Here is a 15,837-nt window from a genome sequence, read left to right on the forward strand (position 1 = left end):
CGGGATGGCAAGCAACTGGTTCCAGTCCACCAATGCCCGCATCGCCGGCGCCTTCCTGATGGCGCTGCTGCTTCAGGTCGTCGGCACGCTGCTTATTCCCGGCTATTCGGCGCCCTTCGCCATCCGCGCGCTGCTGGTCATCGCCTCGCTGCTGGCGGTGGCTTCGATCGGCCAGACGCTGGTCGTCATCCTCGGCGGCATCGATCTCTCCATTCCCTTCATCATCGGCTTCGCCAATGTCGTGGCGGCGCAGCTTTACGGCCAGGGCTGGAACTTCGCCCTGGTCTGCCTTCTCGTCGGTGTTCTTGCCGTCGCGATCGGCGCGCTGAACGGGCTGATCTCACGCGGGCTCAACATCCATCCGCTGATCGTCACGCTCGGCATCGGCATGGTCGTCCAGGGCGCCGTGCTGTTGTGGACCGGCGGTTTTCCATCAGGATCGGCGCCGGAAGCCGTGTCCAGCTTCGTCTCGATTGGCGGCTCGGTCGGCCCGTTGCCCGTGCCCTTGCTGGTGCCATGCCTCGTGGTGCTGACGGCGCTGATCGTGCTGGTGCTCGCCCGCACGCCCTATGGGCGCCGCCTCTATGCGGTCGGCAGCAATCCGGAGGCAGCGCCCCTTGCGCTGATCGATCCGCTGCGCATGTGGATCGTCACCTATGCGGCGAGCGCCTTCTTCGCGGCTGTCGCCGGCGTGCTGTTGCTCGGCTTCACCGGCTCGGCCTATGGCGATGTCGGCCAGCCCTATCTCTTCCAGACGATCGCTGCCGTCGTGGTCGGCGGCGCAGCGCTTGTCGGCGGCCGCGGCAGCTATCTCGGCACCATCGCTGGGGTCCTGGTGCTGACCGAAATCAACACGCTGCTGATCGGCCTCGGCTTCCGGCCGTCGACCGTGCAGGCCGCGCTCGGCCTGGTGATCCTGTTGCTGGTCTCGCTCTACGGCCGCGAGCGCCACGTTCGGGCGACGATCTAGGATCGAGCTGCTAGCTGTTTAATCCTCGCCCCGGTAAATGTCGCACTCGCGCGGCCCCGAGGACGACCTTGAGTTACGCGGCGAGGCATCGTTCTGGAATTATCAAGCCTGATGCGCTATATGACCATCTACATGGTCAGGAAGCATGACATGAATGAGATCAATTTGGCGGATGCCAAGGCCCACCTCAGCGAACTGGTCGATCGGGTCGAGGCTGGCGATTCGATCGACATCACTCGCCGCGGCAAGCCGGTCGCGCGGCTCACTGCCGTGGCCAAGCCACGCAAGCCGATCGACGTCGCGCTGCTTCGTTCGCTGACGGCGGTGATGCCGGCCCAGTCCGAGAGCGCCGCCGATCTCGTGCGGTCCATGCGGGATAGCGATCGCTACTGATGCTCTATCTCGACACGTCGCTGATCGTCGCGGCGCTGACCAATGAAGCGATGACGTCGCGTGTGCAGGCTTGGCTGGCGGAACAGGACCCGGTGCAGCTTCTCATTAGCGACTGGACAGTCACCGAGACGTCGTCCGCCATGGCGATCAAACTACGCACCGGACAAATCAGCCTGGAACAGCGTGCCGCGGTGCTCGCCATGTTCAATAGGCTGGTCGCCGAGAGCTTTACTGTCCTGGGCGTGACGGGTGGGCAGTTCCGGGCGGCAGCGAAATTTGCCGATCGGCACGATCTCGGGCTTCGTGCGGGGGATGCGCTGCATCTCGCCATCGCATCGGAGCACGGCGCCACGATTTATACGCTTGATCAGCGGCTCGCCGACGCGGGGCCGGAACTCGGTGTGCCCGCACAAATGCTTGCTGACAGCGACTAGTTTGCAGGCGAGTTTCTTATAAGCTAGCCAAGTTGCCATAGCCTGCGCGCATTGCCCGAGAGGAGCCGGCTCCGCTCCGACTCGCTTGTTCCAACCAGCAGCGCATGCGTCGCGGCAATCCAGGTCGTCAGCCCGCCGCCCAGCGTGCAGACCGGCCAGTCGCTGCCCCAGATCACCCGGTCCCATCCGAAGCTGCTGATCGTGTGCTCGACATAGGGCCGGAGCGTATCGACCGTCCAGGTCGCCGGATCGGCATAGGCGACGACCCCGGAGATCTTGCCGACGACGTTGGGCCGCTTGGCGATCGCTTCCATATGCTCGCGCCAGGGATGCTCGGCATTGCCCTTGATGTCGGGCACGCCGCAATGGTCGAGGACGAACTGGACGTCGGGCGCGAGATCGGCAAGCGCCATCGCCTTCGGGATCTGATGCGGCAGCACCACCAGATCGAAGGTCAGGCCGGTGCCGGCCAGCCGTTTGATGTTCTGGCGAAACAGCGCCCCTTCCGACAGGTCGTCCGGCACGACATGCAGCACGCGGCGGAAACCTTTGACGAACGGCTCGGCCTTGACCATCTCCAGATAGGCCTCGAAGCCGGCCTCTTCCGGCCTGCAGGCGGCGATCGCTCCGCGAAGCAGGCTCCCGGCCCGGCCGGCGATCGACTTCACATAAGCGGTCTCGGCGGCGATGTCGGCCGGGTCGACATCGACCTCCATATGCAGGACGCCTTCGATGCCTGAGCGCCGCGCATCGGCGGCATATTCCTCATAGGAGAAATCACGGTTCAGCGCCGGCACACCGGCCAGCCACGGATAGCGAAGCGCGCTCTGGTCGATGAGATGCAGATGCGTATCGATGATCATGGTGGCCTGTCCTCCGTGGGCTCCGGGACTATCCCACCAAAAAATCCATTATTCAAATAAGAAATTATAACGATTGCTGCACGTCGGATCCGGCAAGCTGCGAGAGCCTGGCCGCGGCGCCTTGGAGATGCCGAATCGTCAGCGTGATGTCCGGCGCCGCGGGGGCGTTGACGAGCGTGATGTAGGGGATGGTCAGCGCTGCGATGGCTCTGCCGTCCGGGCCTAGCACCGGCGTCGAAAGATTGTAGACGCCGGCGGTCTGCAGCGACGCCATCATCTCGTAACCGCGGTCGCGCACTTGGTCGAGGCGGGCGAAGAACTCCGGCGTCAGATTGAGCTGTTCGGTGCTCTGCAGGTGCTCGGCGATCATCATCTTGCGCTCTTCCGGGGAGCGAAAGGCGAGCAGCACATGGCCGGAGCCGGTGTCGAAAAGGCTGATATGCGAGCCGACGCGGATCGAGATGCCCCAGTAGCGCGGCGCCTCCTGCTGCGCGATGACCACAGCGGCGCCGCGGTCGAACACCACCAATTGGTTGGCCTGCCATGAAGTCTCGGCCAGTTCCCGCATGATCGGCGTCGCGTAAGACACCAGCCGCCGCACCGGCGCATGCAATTGCGCCAGCCCGAAAAGCTTGAGCGTCAGCGAATAGCGGTCGCCGTCGATCTTGGTGACATAGCCGCGCCGCACCAGGCGGTCGAGCATGCGGTAGAACTCATTCGGGCTGCGGTCGAGCCGCTTGGCGATCTCCGCCTGCGTCAGTCCGCCATCTACGCTGGACAGCAGCTCGAGAATGTCCAGCCCCTTGTCCAGCGCCGGCGCGCGGTAGCGGTCCCCATCTTCTTCCTCGGCCACGAGCCCCTCCAGTGAATTTCGATCTGCATATATGCATGAACTTCACTCGGCTGGAAGCATAATCGCCTTGACCCGGCAATGAAAATGCTATTTGCATATGAATGAAACTTAAGCGCTCGGTCGCGCGCTCGGCGGGCCGTCGCTGCGAGTCCATGGGAGGAGAACATGACGAGACTGGTTTTACGCATTTCCGCCGGCCTGGCTGGCCTGCTGCTGAGCGGCACCGCGTTTTCGGCCGATCTGCCGGGCAAATTTCCGGGCGTGACGATTGACGTGAAGCTGATCGGCGGTCAGCAATATGAAAAGCTCTACGAGCGCATCCCCGAATGGGAGAAGGCGACCGGCGCCAAGGTCAACATACTGACCAAGAAGAACGGCTTCGACATCGACAAGGAACTGAAGTCCGACATCGCCTCGGGCAGCACCAACTGGTGCGTCGGCTGGAACCATTCGTCCTTCGCGCCGCAATATACGAGCCTTTACACCGACCTCAGCAAGCTCTTGCCGAAGGAAGAGATCGACGCGTTCGTGCCCTCGACGATCAAGGCCGCGACCATCGACGGCAAGCTCGAGATGCTGCCGCGCGCGCAGTTCGACGTCTCGGCGCTCTACTACCAGAAGAGTCTCTACGAGAACGCCGACAACAAGACCAAGTTCAAGGCCAAATACGGCTATGACCTTGCACCGCCGGACACCTGGAAGGAAGTGACCGACCAGGCCGAGTTCTTCGCCAACCCGCCGAATTTCTACGGCACGCAATTCGCCGGCAAGGAAGAGGCGATCAACGGCCGCTTCTACGAGATGGTGGTCGCCGAGGGCGGCGAATATCTCGACAAGGACGGCAAGCCCGTCTTCAACTCCGAGGCTGGCATCCGGGCGCTCGACTGGTTCGTCAACCTCTACAAGGCCAAGGCCGTGCCGGCCGGGACCACCAACTACCTGTGGGACGATCTTGGCCAGGGCTTTGCCTCCGGCACCGTGGCGATCAACCTCGACTGGCCGGGCTGGGCCGGTTTCTTCAACGATCCGAAGTCCTCGAAGGTCGCCGGCAATGTCGGCGTCAAGGTGGCGCCCAAGGGCTCCTCCGGCAAACGCACCGGCTGGTCGGGCTTTCACGGCTTCTCGGTGACCGAGAACTGCCCGAACAAGGAAGCGGCGGCCTCGCTCGTCTGGTGGCTGACCAACGAGGACAGCCAGAAGCTGGAAGCCGCCGCCGGCCCGCTGCCGACCCGCACCGCGGTCTGGGACTGGGACCTGAAGCAGGCCGAGAACGATCCTTACAAGAAGGAGGTTCTGGCCGCCTTCCAGGAGGAAGCCAAGCACGCCTTCGCTGTGCCGCAGACGCCTGAGTGGATCGAGATCTCGAACGCCGTCTACCCCGAGCTGCAAGCGGCGATCCTCGGCGACAAGACGTCCAAGCAGGCGCTCGATGACGCCGCCGCCAAGGCGACGCAGATCCTCCAGGACGCCGGCAAGCTCTGACGATAGCTCTCAACGCCGCCTCCCCCGTCGCGAATGGGGGAGGCGACTTGCCGCTACAGGCCTTCCGTTTCGGCCGGGACCTTGCCCATGGCGGCCCGAATTGAATGCAAAACCTCACAGGATCCCGATGAAGGGCTTCAAGCCATCCGCGCCATTCCTGCTGCTGCTCCCGGCGATTATCGTGCTGGCGGGGGTCGTGGTGATGCCGTTGGTCCTGTCGCTTTATTCCAGCTTCACGCCCTTCCGCCTGACGCGGCCGGAGTCCTTCTTCGTCTTCGTCGGCTTCAGGAATTATCTGTCGATCCTGTCCAACGCGGACTTCTGGTGGGCTTTCGGCCGCACCGTTCTGTTGCTCACCATCGCGCTCAACCTCGAAATGTTGCTCGGCCTCGGGCTGGCCATGCTGGTCGAGAAGGCGACGCGCGGCCAGCGCATCCTGCGCACGCTGATGATGTTCCCGATGATGTTCTCGCCGATCCTGGTCGGCTTCCAGTTTAAATTCATGTTCAACGACAATATCGGCCTGGTGAACAACGCGCTGCAGTCGCTGGGCATTACGCAGGACGCCATCCCGTGGCTGATCGAAGGCCATCTCGCCTTCATCGCCATTGCGATCGCCGAGATCTGGTCGTCGACCTCGATTTTCGCCATCCTGATCCTGGCCGGCCTGCTCGCCATGCCCAAGGAGCCGATCGAGGCGGCGCGCGTCGACGGCTGCACGCCCTGGCAGACCTTCCGCTATGTCACCTGGCCCTTCGTCATGCCCTTCGCCTATATCGCCATGACGATCCGCTCGCTCGACGTCGCGCGCGCCTATGACATCGTCAAGATCATGACCGACGGCGGACCTGCCGGCCGCACCGAGCTGTTGTGGACGCTGGTCGGACGCACCGCTTACAGCGACGCCCGCATGGGCCTCGCCAACGCGATGGCCTATTTCTCGATCCTGCTGTCGATCGCCTTCACCGTCTATTTCTACAACAAGCTCGCCGCGGCGCGCGCGCAGATCGGCGCGGAGTGGTGAGAATGGACGAGAACGCCTCCGCCCGCCTTACGCGCCGCGCGCTGACAGTCGCGCATCGTGTCGTCCTCTTCCTCGCCATGCTGGTCATCTGCCTGCCAGGCATCTGGATCGTGCTGTCGTCGCTCAGGCCCACGGTCGAGATCATGGCCAAGCCGCCGGTCTGGATCCCGCAGCAGCTCTCCTTCGACGCTTATGTTGCGATGTTCAGCGGCATCGGCAAAGGCGGCATCCCGGTGCTCGACTATTTCCGCAACTCGCTGGTCATCTCGATCACCTCGACCGTGATCGCGGTGGCGATCGGCATGGCCGGCGGCTACGCCTTCGCGCGCCACCGATTCCGCGGCAAGTCCGGCATGTTCCTCGGCCTGATGCTGACGCGCACCGTGCCCGGCATCGCGCTGTCGCTGCCCTTGTTCTTCCTCTATGTGCGGCTGGGCATTATCGACACCCATATCGGCATGATCCTGGCCTATGTCGCGCTCAACGTGCCCTTCACCATTTGGCTGATCGACGGCTTCTTCCGCCAGGTGCCGAAGGACCTTGCCGAGGCCGCGCAGATCGACGGCTGCACGCGCTGGCAGGCCTTTTGGCAGGTCGAATTCCCGCTGGCGCGTCCCGGCATCGCCTCGGCCGCGATCTTCGCCTTCCTCACCTGCTGGAACGAGTTCGCGCTGGCGTCGCAGCTTACCCGTTCCGTCAGTTCCAAGACGCTGCCCGTCGGACTGCTCGACTATACGGCCGAGTTTACCATCGACTGGCGCGGTATGTGCGCGCTGGCCGTGGTGATGATCATTCCGGCGCTGACCCTCACCTACATCGTCCAGAAACACCTCGTCGGCGGTCTTACCTCCGGCGCGGTGAAAGGTTGAACTGCATGGCAACGGTTTCGCTGAAAAGGCTCACCAAGCGCTACGGCAACATCCAGATCGTGCACGGCATCGATCTCGAGATCGCCGACCGCGAATTCATCGCCTTGGTCGGCCCGTCGGGCTGCGGCAAGTCGACGACGTTGCGCATGATCGCCGGCCTCGAGGAAATCACCGGCGGCGCGATCGAGATCGGCGGCCGCACGGTCAACGATCTGCCGCCGCGCTCGCGCAACATCTCCATGGTGTTCCAGTCCTACGCGCTCTACCCGCACATGACGGTGCGCGAGAACCTGGGCTTCTCGCTGAAGATCGCGGGTGCTGCCAAGGACGACATGGACCGGCGCGTCGCCGAGGCTTCCGCCATCCTCGGCCTCGACGAATTGCTGGAACGCCGTCCCTCGCAGCTTTCCGGCGGCCAGCGCCAGCGCGTCGCCATGGGCCGTGCCATCGTGCGCGACCCGGACGTCTTCCTGTTCGACGAGCCGCTGTCGAACCTCGACGCCAAACTGCGCACGCAGATGCGCACCGAGATCAAGAAGCTGCACGCCAAGGTAAAGTCGACGGTCATCTACGTCACCCACGACCAGGTCGAGGCGATGACGCTGGCCGACCGCATCGTCATCATGCGCTCAGGTTATATCGAGCAGGTCGGCACGCCGGACGAGGTGTTCAGCCGTCCCGCCACCCGCTTCGTCGCCGGCTTCATCGGCTCGCCGCCGATGAATCTGCATGAGGCGACGGTGAGCGACGGCAAGCTTATATTTGGCGGCGGCGACAGCCTGCCTCTGCCCGGACAATTCAAATCGAAGACGGCGGCCGGCGACAAGGTCGTATTCGGCATCCGCCCGGATGATTTCTATCCCACGGGCCACGGGCTAAGCTCCGGCGGCGAGACAGAAGTCCATCGCATCGAGTTGCCGGTCAGCATCACCGAGCCGCTGGGCAACGAAACGCTGGTCTTCGCCGAGTTCAACGGCACCGACTGGGTGTCGCGCATGCTCAATCCGAAGCCGCTGAAAGCCGGCGACAGGATCGGCATGAGCTTCGACCTGAGCCGCGCGCATCTGTTCTCCGCCGAAACCGGCAAGTCGCTGAGGAGCTGACATGGCGAAAATCGAGAAGATCGAACTGCGCATGGTCGACCTCGTGCCGAAGGTCAAGCGCACGGACGCCATCCAGAGCTTCGTCAGCCAGGAGACGCCGATCGTCACCGTCACCGATTCCGACGGCGCATCGGGCACCGGCTACAGCTACACGATCGGCACCGGCGGTTCCTCGGTGATGCGGCTTCTGGCCGACCATCTCGCGCCGCGCCTGATCGGCCGCGACCCCGACCAGATCGAGGCGATTTGGCACGAGCTTGAATTCGCTACCCACGCCACCACCATCGGCGCCATCACGGCGATCGCGCTGGCCGCGATCGACACCGCCCTTTGGGATCTGCGGGCGAGGAAACAGAACCTGCCGCTCTGGAAGCTCGCCGGCGGCGCAAAGGACCGTTGTCCGCTCTACACGACAGAGGGCGGCTGGCTGCATATCGAGACGGCCGCACTTGTCGACGACGCGCTGGAAGCGAAGGCCAAGGGCTTTACAGGCTCGAAGGTCAAGATCGGCAAACCGCATGGATCGGAGGATTTTTCGCGCCTGTCGGCGGTGCGCAAGGCGGTCGGCGACGGCTATGAGATAATGACCGACTGCAACCAGGGTTTTTCCGTCGACGAAGCGATCCGACGCGCCGAGCGGCTGCGCGATCTCGATCTCGCCTGGATCGAGGAGCCGCTGCCGGCCGACGACATCGACGGCCATGTGCGGCTGTCGAACTCGACCGCGACGCCGATCGCGGTCGGCGAGTCGCTCTATTCGATAAGGCATTTTCGCGAGTACATGCAGAAAGGCGGCTGCAACATCGTCCAGGTCGATGTCGGCCGCATCGGCGGCATCACGCCCTGGCTGAAAGTCGCCCATGCGGCGGAAGCCTTCGACATGCCGGTCTGTCCGCATTTCCTGATGGAGTTGCATGTCAGCTTGGTCTGCGCCATCCAGAACGGCAAATATGTCGAATATATTCCGCAGCTCGACGAGTTGACGGGTGACAAAATGCGCATCGAGAATGGTCATGCGCTGGCGCCCAGCGAGCCGGGCATCGGCATCGACTGGGACTGGGACGCGGTCAAGGCGAGAAGCATCGCCGAGTTCACCACGGCGATCGTGAAATAGGGAGGCGAATGATGCAGCGCATGGGAATGGTGCTGGGCTTGAAGCCCGAGAAGGTCGAGGAATATGTCCGCCTCCACGCCGCCGTCTGGCCGGACGTGCTGACCATGATCTCGGCCTGCAACATCAAGAACTATTCAATCTACCTGAAGCGGCCGGAGAACCTCCTGTTCTCCTATTTCGAATATCACGGCACAGACTTCGCCGCCGACATGGCCAAGATGGCCGCCGACCCCAAGACGCAGGAATGGTGGTCGGTCTGCATGCCCTGCCAGGAGCCGCTGGAAACGCGCAAGGAAGGCGAGTGGTGGGCAACGATGGACGAGGTCTTCCACCATGACTGACGTCTTCGATCAGGCATCGCTGGCGCAGTCCTGGCCGAAGCCCTCGAAGCCGCGCCCGATCGTCACCTTCGGCGCCGGCTCGATCGTCGGCGACGCGCACTTTCCCGCTTACAGCAAGGCCGGGTTCCCGATTTCCGGCCTCTACGATCCGGATCAGGCCAAGGCGCAAAAGCTCGCCGGCAAATGGGGCGTGACGGCGTTCGGCTCGGTAGAGGAGGCGGCAGCCGTCAAGGACGCAATCTTCGATCTGGCGACGCCGCCGGGCCGTCATGCCGAGGTGCTGAAGGGGCTGCCCGATGGCGCCGTAGCGCTGATCCAGAAGCCGATGGGTAACTATCTCGGCGAGGCAACGGAAATCCTGGAAATCTGCCGCGCCAAGCAACTTAAGGCGGCGGTCAATTTCCAGCTTCGCTTCGCGCCGATGATGCTGGCGCTGAAGGATGCCATCGCCAAGGGCTGGCTGGGCGAGGTCGTGGATTTCGACGCGCTTCTGGCGCTCGACACGCCCTGGCAGCTCTGGGAATTCCTGCTCAAGGCGCCGCGCGTCGAGATCGCCATGCATTCGATCCATTATCTCGACCTGATCCGCCAGCTTCTCGGCAATCCGCTTGGGGTGCATGCCAAGACGCTTGGCCATCCCAACCACCAGGTCGCGCAGACCCGCACCAGCGCCATTCTCGACTATGGCGACACGGTGCGATGCGCGCTCTCGATCAACCACGACCATAAATTCGGGCGCCGCCACCAGGCCTGCGAGTTCCGCATCTGCGGCACCGAGGGCGCGGCCTATGTCAAGCTCGGCCTTAACCTCGACTATCCGCGCGGCGAGCCGGATACTCTGGAAATCTATCCGAAAGGCGGGTCGGAATGGGTCACCGTCCCGCTGGCCGGCGAATGGTTCCCCGATGCCTTTGTCGGCCGCATGGCCAATGTCCAGCGCTTCGCGTCCGGCGAGGACGCCGAGCTGGTGAGCTCCGTCGAGGACGCCTGGCACACCATGGCCCTGGTCGAGGCCGCCTATAAATCGAGCGCCGCGCCGGCAACGCCGCTGGCCGCAAAGCCGTAAGGCGGGACATGGAACAGACTACCTACTTCGAAGACTATGAAATCGGCTCGTCGCGCCTTACCAGCGGCCGCACCATCACCGAGACGGACTTCGTCGTCCATGCCGGCCATACCGGCGATTTCTTCCCGCATCACATGGATGCCGAGTTCATGAAGACCACGCCTTTCGGCCAGCGCATCGCGCATGGCACGCTGGTCTTCTCGGTCGGCGTCGGCTTGACGGCGAGCGTCATAAACCCCGTCGCCTTCTCCTATGGCTATGACCGGCTGCGCTTCATCAAGCCGGTCTTCATCGGCGACACCATCCGCACGCGCACCACCGTCGCCGCCAAGGAAGACGACCCGAAACGGCCGAACGCCGGACGCGTCATCGAGCGCGTCGAGGTTTTGAACCAGCGCGACGAGGTCGTGCTGGCGGCGGATCACATCTACATCGTCGAGCGACGGCCCGGCTGAAAGACGGAGACAAAGAATGGCTGATATCACAGGCAAGGTCGTGGTCGTCACGGCGGCCGCGCAGGGCATCGGACGGGCAAGCGCGCTGGCTTTCGCCAAGGCCGGCGCCATTGTGCACGCCACCGACATCAACGAGATGGCCCTTGCCGAAGTTGGCAAGACACCCGGCATCACGACGCGCAAGCTTGATGTGCTGGACGACGGGGCGGTGAAATCCACCTTCGCCAAGATCGGCCGCGTCGACGTGCTGTTCAACTGCGCCGGCTTCGTCCATGGCGGTTCGATCCTCGAGATGAAGGACGAGGATCTGGACTTCGCGATCAATCTCAATGTCCGTTCGATGATCCGCACCATCCGCGCCGTGCTGCCGGGCATGCTGGAACGCGGCGACGGCTCGATCATCAACATGGCCTCGCTGGCAAGCTCGCAGAAGGGTGTGCCGAACCGCTTCGTCTACGGCCTGACCAAGGCGGCCGTGGTTGGCCTGACCAAAGCGGTCGCCGCCGATTATGTCGCCAAGGGCATTCGCTGCAACGCCATCTGCCCGGGCACGGTCGAGAGCCCCTCGCTTCAGGGTCGCATGCAGGCGCAGGGCGACTATGAGGCGGCGCGCGCGGCTTTCATCGCCCGCCAGCCGATGGGCAGGATCGGTACGCCGGAAGAGATCGCCGACCTCGCCGTCTATCTCGCAGGCGCGACTTATACGACCGGGCAGGCCTATAATATCGACGGCGGCTGGTCGATCTGAGGCTGTTCCGGTAGGCAGTCGAGCGGCGGCGACCCAATGACGAGGCGGGCCAGTACGAGGCAGCAATGACGAAAATCACGGACCTCAGAACCTTCGACCTGCGCTTCCCGACATCGCAAAGCCTCGACGGCTCCGACGCGATGAATCCCGACCCGGACTATTCGGCCGCCTATGTGATCCTCGACACCGATGTTGCGTCGCTGAAGGGCCATGGGCTCACCTTCACCATCGGCCGCGGCAACGAGATATGCTGCGCGGCGATAGAGGCGCTGCGCCATCTCGTCGTCGGGCTTGATCTCGACTGGGTGAAGGAGGACCCCGGCCGCTTCTGGCATCATGTGACGGGCGACAGCCAGCTGCGCTGGATCGGCCCTGACAAGGGCGCCATGCATCTCGCCGTCGGCGCGGTGGTCAACGCGGTGTGGGACCTGTGGGCCAAGGAAGCCGGCAAGCCGGTCTGGCGCTTGGTCGCCGAAATGAGCCCGGAAGAGATCGTGCGCATCGTCGACTTCCGCTACCTCACCGACGCGATCACACCGGCCGAAGCGCTGGTGATCCTGAAGAAGTCCGAGGCCGGTAAGGCCGAACGCATCGCCACGCTCGAGCGCGAAGGCTATGCCTGCTACACCACCTCGGCTGGCTGGCTCGGTTATCCCGACGACAAGCTCAGGCGCCTCTGTCAGGAAGCGGTCGATCAGGGCTTCAACCACATCAAGCTGAAGGTCGGCCGCGACCGCGCCGACGACATCCGCCGTCTCAGGATCGCCCGCGAGGTCATCGGCCCGGACCGTTACTTGATGATCGACGCCAACCAGGTCTGGGAGGTCGACCAGGCGATCGACTGGCTGAAGGACCTTGCCTTCGCCAAGCCCTTCTTCATCGAGGAGCCGACCAGCCCCGACGATGTCGCCGGCCACGCCAGGATCCGCAAGGCTGTCGCGCCGATCAAGGTCGCGACCGGCGAGATGTGCCAGAACCGCATCATGTTCAAGCAGTTCATCGCCGGCGGCGCGATCGACGTGGTGCAGATCGATTCCTGCCGCATGGGCGGTCTCAACGAAGTGCTGGCGGTGCTTCTGATCGCCGCCAAATTCGGCCTGCCGGTCTGGCCGCATGCCGGCGGCGTGGGCTTGTGCGAATATGTCCAGCATCTGTCGATGATCGACTATGTCGCTGTGTCGGGCAGCAAGGACGGTCGGGTGATCGAATATGTCGACCACCTGCACGAGCATTTCCTGGAACCCTGCGTGATCCGCGACGCCGCCTATATGCCGCCCCAGGCGCCCGGCTTCTCGATCGAGATGAAGGCGCAGTCGATCGAGGACTATCTGCACCGGCCCTGAAGCTGTCGCTGCAAACCGGACCGCGGCCCGCGGTGCCGCACCGCCGCGAATCGGCTATGCCTGTCGCATGCAGGAGACTTCCCTCTACGAGCCGGTGAAGCGGTTCCTCGAGAGCATGGATTTCGCCGTCAAGGGCGAGATCGGGGGCTGCGATGTGGTTGGCGTGCGCGCCGGCGAGCCGCCGGTTGTCGTTATCTGCGAGCTGAAGCTGCAGTTCAACCTCGAGCTCGTCCTGCAAGCCGTCGACCGCGCGTCCGCATGCGACGAGGTCTGGCTGGCTGCTCTGATGTCCGCGCGCGGCAAGGGCCGCGAGCACGACCGCCGTTTTCGCGCGCTCTGCCGCCGTCTCGGCTTCGGCCTGTTGGGCGTCGGCAAGAAGGGCGAGGTGGAGCTGCTGCTCAGTCCAGCCGCCTTGCCGCCGCGCCGTGATCCCAGGCGGCGCTCGCGCCTGGTCGAAGAGCATCACCGCCGCAAAGGCGATCCGTCCATCGGCGGCAGCACGCGCAAGAAGCCGATCATGACCGCCTACCGGCAGGAAGCGCTGGCCTGCGCCGCCGCCATGGCCGACGGTCCGAAGCGGCCGCGCGATCTCAAGGCCCTTTCGCCGCGCGCGGCGAGCATCCTGCAGCATAATTATTACGGCTGGTTCGCTCGGGCCGAGCGCGGCATCTACGCGCTGACCGAAGCCGGCCTCGCGGCGATTGAGCCGCTTCCGGCAGCGCTATAAGCCATCGCGCCCGCGGAATCTTCGCCGGCTTACCAGTCGGTGCCGGTTACCGGTCGGCAAACGAGCCGTCCTTGTGGCGCCAGACCGGGTTACGCCAGCGATGACAAGAATGTCTCGCAATATATCAATGACTTCCGCATTGCCTAAGCCCGCCGGCTGTGCAGGGAACCGACATGTCGGTGACGGCGGCGATGCGTATCCGGCACCCCCGCTGCCCGGCGCGGACAATCGCGATCAGAATCGCTCGCGGTAGTCGCGCGGGTTGGTGCCGAGCACCCGTAGGAAGCCGCGCCGCATCGTTTCCTCCGAGCCGAAGCCGCAGCGCCGCGCCGTTTGGCTGACCGTCTGCCCCCGCTCCAGCATCCGCCGCGCCGCCTCGATGCGGATCTCCTCGACGGCACGGGCGGGTGTCCGCCCGGTTGCCTCCTGATAGCGCCGCGAGAAACTGCGCCGGCTCATATTGGCCTGCTCGGCCAACTGTTCCAGCGAAAGGTCGCCGCTCAGATTGTCCAGGATCCAGCCATGCAGCCGGTCGAAGCGCCCGTCGCCCTCTTGCAGCTTGAGGGTCTGGCTGAACTGCGCCTGGCCGCCGGGACGTTTCAGGAAGACGACCAGCTCGCGCGCCACGGCGAGCGCCATGCGCCGGCCGAGGTCGGCCTCGACGAAGGAAAGCGCGAGGTCGATGCCCGCCGTCACGCCAGCCGAGGTCCACACATTGCCGTCGCGAATGAAGATCGGGTCCGGCTCGAGCCTCACCGCCGGAAAGCGCCGGGCGAACTCCTCGCAGCGGCCCCAGTGGGTAACCGCGCGGCGACCGTCGAGCAGGCCTGCCTGCGCCAGCAGCATGGCGCCGCTGCAGACCGAGGCGGTTCGCGTCGCATCGCGCGAGCGGCCGATAATCCACTGGACCAGCTCGGGGTCCTCGCAGGCCGCATTGACGCCCCAGCCGCCCGGCACGATCACCGTGTCGACCTCGCTCGCCTGCGCCGGCAGCGCCGCTGCCTCCAGCACCAAACCGGACGATGTCCTGATCCGCGGCGAGGCGGCGACGACGATGACCTCATAGGCGGGCGCTTCGCCGGCGTGCATCCTGAAGTCATTGGCACTGGCGAAAACCTGCAGAGGTCCGCTGACATCGAGGAGCTGGATGTCGGGATAGGCGAGGATTTCGATTCGGCGCATGGCTTTGGCCCGAAATGAGGGGTGAATGGCAATCGTGCCAAAGCATGATCCCTTAGAATGCCGGAAGTCAACCTCAAGGAGATCTCCATGAGCCTTCGTTTCGGCATTCTCGTATTCCCCAACGTCCAGCAGCTCGACCTCACCGGGCCTTATGAGGTTATGGCGACGGCCAAGGGCGCGGAGGTGGAACTGATCTGGAAGAATCGCAATCCGGTGACGTCCTCGACGCGCCTTTCCCTCACGCCGACCGCGACCTTCGACGACTGCCCGCCTCTCGACGTGCTGTGCATTCCGGGTGGTGGCGGCGTCAACGCGCTGCTCGAGGACAAGGCGGTTCTCGACTTCGTCTGGGAGCGCGCGGTTGAGGCGCGCTACATCACCTCGGTCTGCAGCGGCGCCCTGGTGCTTGGCGCGGCCGGGCTGCTCAAGGGCAAGCGCGCCACCACCCATTGGTATGCACATGATTTTCTTGAGGAGTTCGGCGCGATCCCTATCGATGCACGGATCGTCGAGGACGGCAAGCTGATCACCGCCGGCGGCGTCACCTCCGGCATCGATTTCGGTTTGGCACTGGTCGCAAGGCTGCTCGGCCAGGCCGAAGCGGAAATCGTGCAGCTCTCGCTCGAATATGCGCCGGCGCCTCCTTTCCGGTCAGGCACGCCCGCCGAAGCTTCGCCCGCCGTCCTGGCGGAGGCGAAGGAGCGGCTGTCGGGTTCGCGGCGGGCCCGCGAGGAAATGTTCGCGCGCTGGCGCCACGAGCGTGCGGCCGTGCCGGCACGCATCCGCGCCTGAAACGCCGGGCTGGATGGCGCATATCCGCGCTGTTCAGCCCAGCCCATTTCGGCTGTTGACTCACCTTTCCGCCTGTGC

18 protein-coding genes are annotated in these 15,837 nt (G+C 64.3%); 15 read left to right on the top strand and 3 right to left on the bottom strand.

Annotation, left to right across the window (positions count from 1 at the left end; translation table 11 throughout):
* Positions 1-4 precede the first annotated feature (4 nt).
* The 3 genes from ACVMIM_RS06275 to ACVMIM_RS06285 all read left to right on the top strand — a co-directional run bounded on the left by ACVMIM_RS06275 (position 5) and on the right by ACVMIM_RS06285 (position 1,797).
* On the top strand, positions 5-970 hold the full coding sequence (locus tag ACVMIM_RS06275; protein ID WP_476111182.1) for an ABC transporter permease: 966 nt from the start codon (positions 5-7) through the stop codon (positions 968-970).
* Between the two features lie 150 nt (positions 971-1,120).
* The gene (locus ACVMIM_RS06280; protein ID WP_278047182.1) at positions 1,121-1,363 is read left to right on the top strand and encodes a type II toxin-antitoxin system Phd/YefM family antitoxin; all 243 of its coding nucleotides are present in this window, start codon (positions 1,121-1,123) and stop codon (positions 1,361-1,363) included.
* Positions 1,363-1,797, top strand: a complete 435-nt coding sequence (locus ACVMIM_RS06285) for a type II toxin-antitoxin system VapC family toxin (protein ID WP_476111184.1) — start codon at positions 1,363-1,365, stop codon at positions 1,795-1,797. Before ACVMIM_RS06280 ends, ACVMIM_RS06285 begins: the two co-directional genes overlap by 1 nt.
* Positions 1,798-1,820: 23 nt before the next feature.
* On the opposite strand, the gene ACVMIM_RS06290 is transcribed toward ACVMIM_RS06285, so the two are convergent.
* Both ACVMIM_RS06290 and ACVMIM_RS06295 read right to left on the bottom strand, forming a co-directional pair.
* Positions 1,821-2,660 (bottom strand): amidohydrolase family protein, encoded by an 840-nt coding sequence (locus tag ACVMIM_RS06290; RefSeq protein ID WP_476111186.1) that lies wholly within the window; start codon positions 2,658-2,660, stop codon positions 1,821-1,823.
* A 64-nt stretch (positions 2,661-2,724) separates the two neighbouring features.
* A complete protein-coding gene (locus tag ACVMIM_RS06295) occupies positions 2,725-3,513 on the bottom strand; it encodes an IclR family transcriptional regulator (protein ID WP_040993594.1) in 789 nt (262 codons plus the stop codon).
* Positions 3,514-3,678: 165 nt separating this feature from the next.
* On the opposite strand from ACVMIM_RS06295, the gene ACVMIM_RS06300 reads away from it, so the two are divergent.
* From ACVMIM_RS06300 to ACVMIM_RS06350, 11 genes are all read left to right on the top strand, one after another.
* Complete coding sequence (locus tag ACVMIM_RS06300) at positions 3,679-4,995, top strand: ABC transporter substrate-binding protein (protein WP_040993596.1); 1,317 nt, start codon at positions 3,679-3,681, stop codon at positions 4,993-4,995.
* A gap of 127 nt (positions 4,996-5,122) precedes the next feature.
* Positions 5,123-6,019: a carbohydrate ABC transporter permease gene (locus ACVMIM_RS06305; protein ID WP_476111189.1), complete on the top strand. Its 897-nt coding sequence runs from the start codon at positions 5,123-5,125 to the stop codon at positions 6,017-6,019.
* 2 nt (positions 6,020-6,021) lie between these two features.
* Positions 6,022-6,888, top strand: coding sequence for a carbohydrate ABC transporter permease (locus ACVMIM_RS06310; RefSeq protein WP_476111191.1), 867 nt, complete (start codon positions 6,022-6,024; stop codon positions 6,886-6,888).
* Between the two features lie 5 nt (positions 6,889-6,893).
* Complete coding sequence (locus tag ACVMIM_RS06315; RefSeq protein WP_476111193.1) at positions 6,894-7,991, top strand: ABC transporter ATP-binding protein; 1,098 nt, start codon at positions 6,894-6,896, stop codon at positions 7,989-7,991.
* Between the two features lies 1 nt (position 7,992).
* Positions 7,993-9,105, top strand: coding sequence for a mandelate racemase/muconate lactonizing enzyme family protein (locus ACVMIM_RS06320; RefSeq protein ID WP_278047190.1), 1,113 nt, complete (start codon positions 7,993-7,995; stop codon positions 9,103-9,105).
* Between the two features lie 11 nt (positions 9,106-9,116).
* Positions 9,117-9,446: an L-rhamnose mutarotase gene (locus tag ACVMIM_RS06325; protein ID WP_040994407.1), complete on the top strand. Its 330-nt coding sequence runs from the start codon at positions 9,117-9,119 to the stop codon at positions 9,444-9,446.
* Entirely contained in the window at positions 9,439-10,512 is a 1,074-nt protein-coding gene (locus ACVMIM_RS06330; RefSeq protein ID WP_040993606.1) for a Gfo/Idh/MocA family protein, read from the top strand. Before ACVMIM_RS06325 ends, ACVMIM_RS06330 begins: the two co-directional genes overlap by 8 nt.
* A gap of 8 nt (positions 10,513-10,520) precedes the next feature.
* Positions 10,521-10,967: a MaoC/PaaZ C-terminal domain-containing protein gene (locus tag ACVMIM_RS06335; protein ID WP_476111196.1), complete on the top strand. Its 447-nt coding sequence runs from the start codon at positions 10,521-10,523 to the stop codon at positions 10,965-10,967.
* 16 nt (positions 10,968-10,983) lie between these two features.
* Entirely contained in the window at positions 10,984-11,715 is a 732-nt protein-coding gene (locus ACVMIM_RS06340) for an SDR family oxidoreductase (protein WP_476111198.1), read from the top strand.
* Positions 11,716-11,780: 65 nt separating this feature from the next.
* Positions 11,781-13,058 (top strand): L-fuconate dehydratase, encoded by a 1,278-nt coding sequence (locus ACVMIM_RS06345; RefSeq protein ID WP_476111200.1) that lies wholly within the window; start codon positions 11,781-11,783, stop codon positions 13,056-13,058.
* A gap of 67 nt (positions 13,059-13,125) precedes the next feature.
* The gene (locus ACVMIM_RS06350) at positions 13,126-13,785 is read left to right on the top strand and encodes a DUF2161 domain-containing phosphodiesterase (RefSeq protein ID WP_476111202.1); all 660 of its coding nucleotides are present in this window, start codon (positions 13,126-13,128) and stop codon (positions 13,783-13,785) included.
* A 234-nt stretch (positions 13,786-14,019) separates the two neighbouring features.
* Here ACVMIM_RS06350 and ACVMIM_RS06355 read toward each other — a convergent pair whose 3' ends face one another.
* Complete coding sequence (locus ACVMIM_RS06355) at positions 14,020-14,967, bottom strand: GlxA family transcriptional regulator (RefSeq protein ID WP_476111204.1); 948 nt, start codon at positions 14,965-14,967, stop codon at positions 14,020-14,022.
* An 87-nt stretch (positions 14,968-15,054) separates the two neighbouring features.
* On the opposite strand from ACVMIM_RS06355, the gene ACVMIM_RS06360 reads away from it, so the two are divergent.
* On the top strand, positions 15,055-15,759 hold the full coding sequence (locus ACVMIM_RS06360; RefSeq protein ID WP_476111206.1) for a DJ-1/PfpI family protein: 705 nt from the start codon (positions 15,055-15,057) through the stop codon (positions 15,757-15,759).
* The last annotated feature ends 78 nt before the right edge of the window (positions 15,760-15,837 follow it).

Source organism: Mesorhizobium sp. USDA 4413 (genome assembly GCF_056280365.1).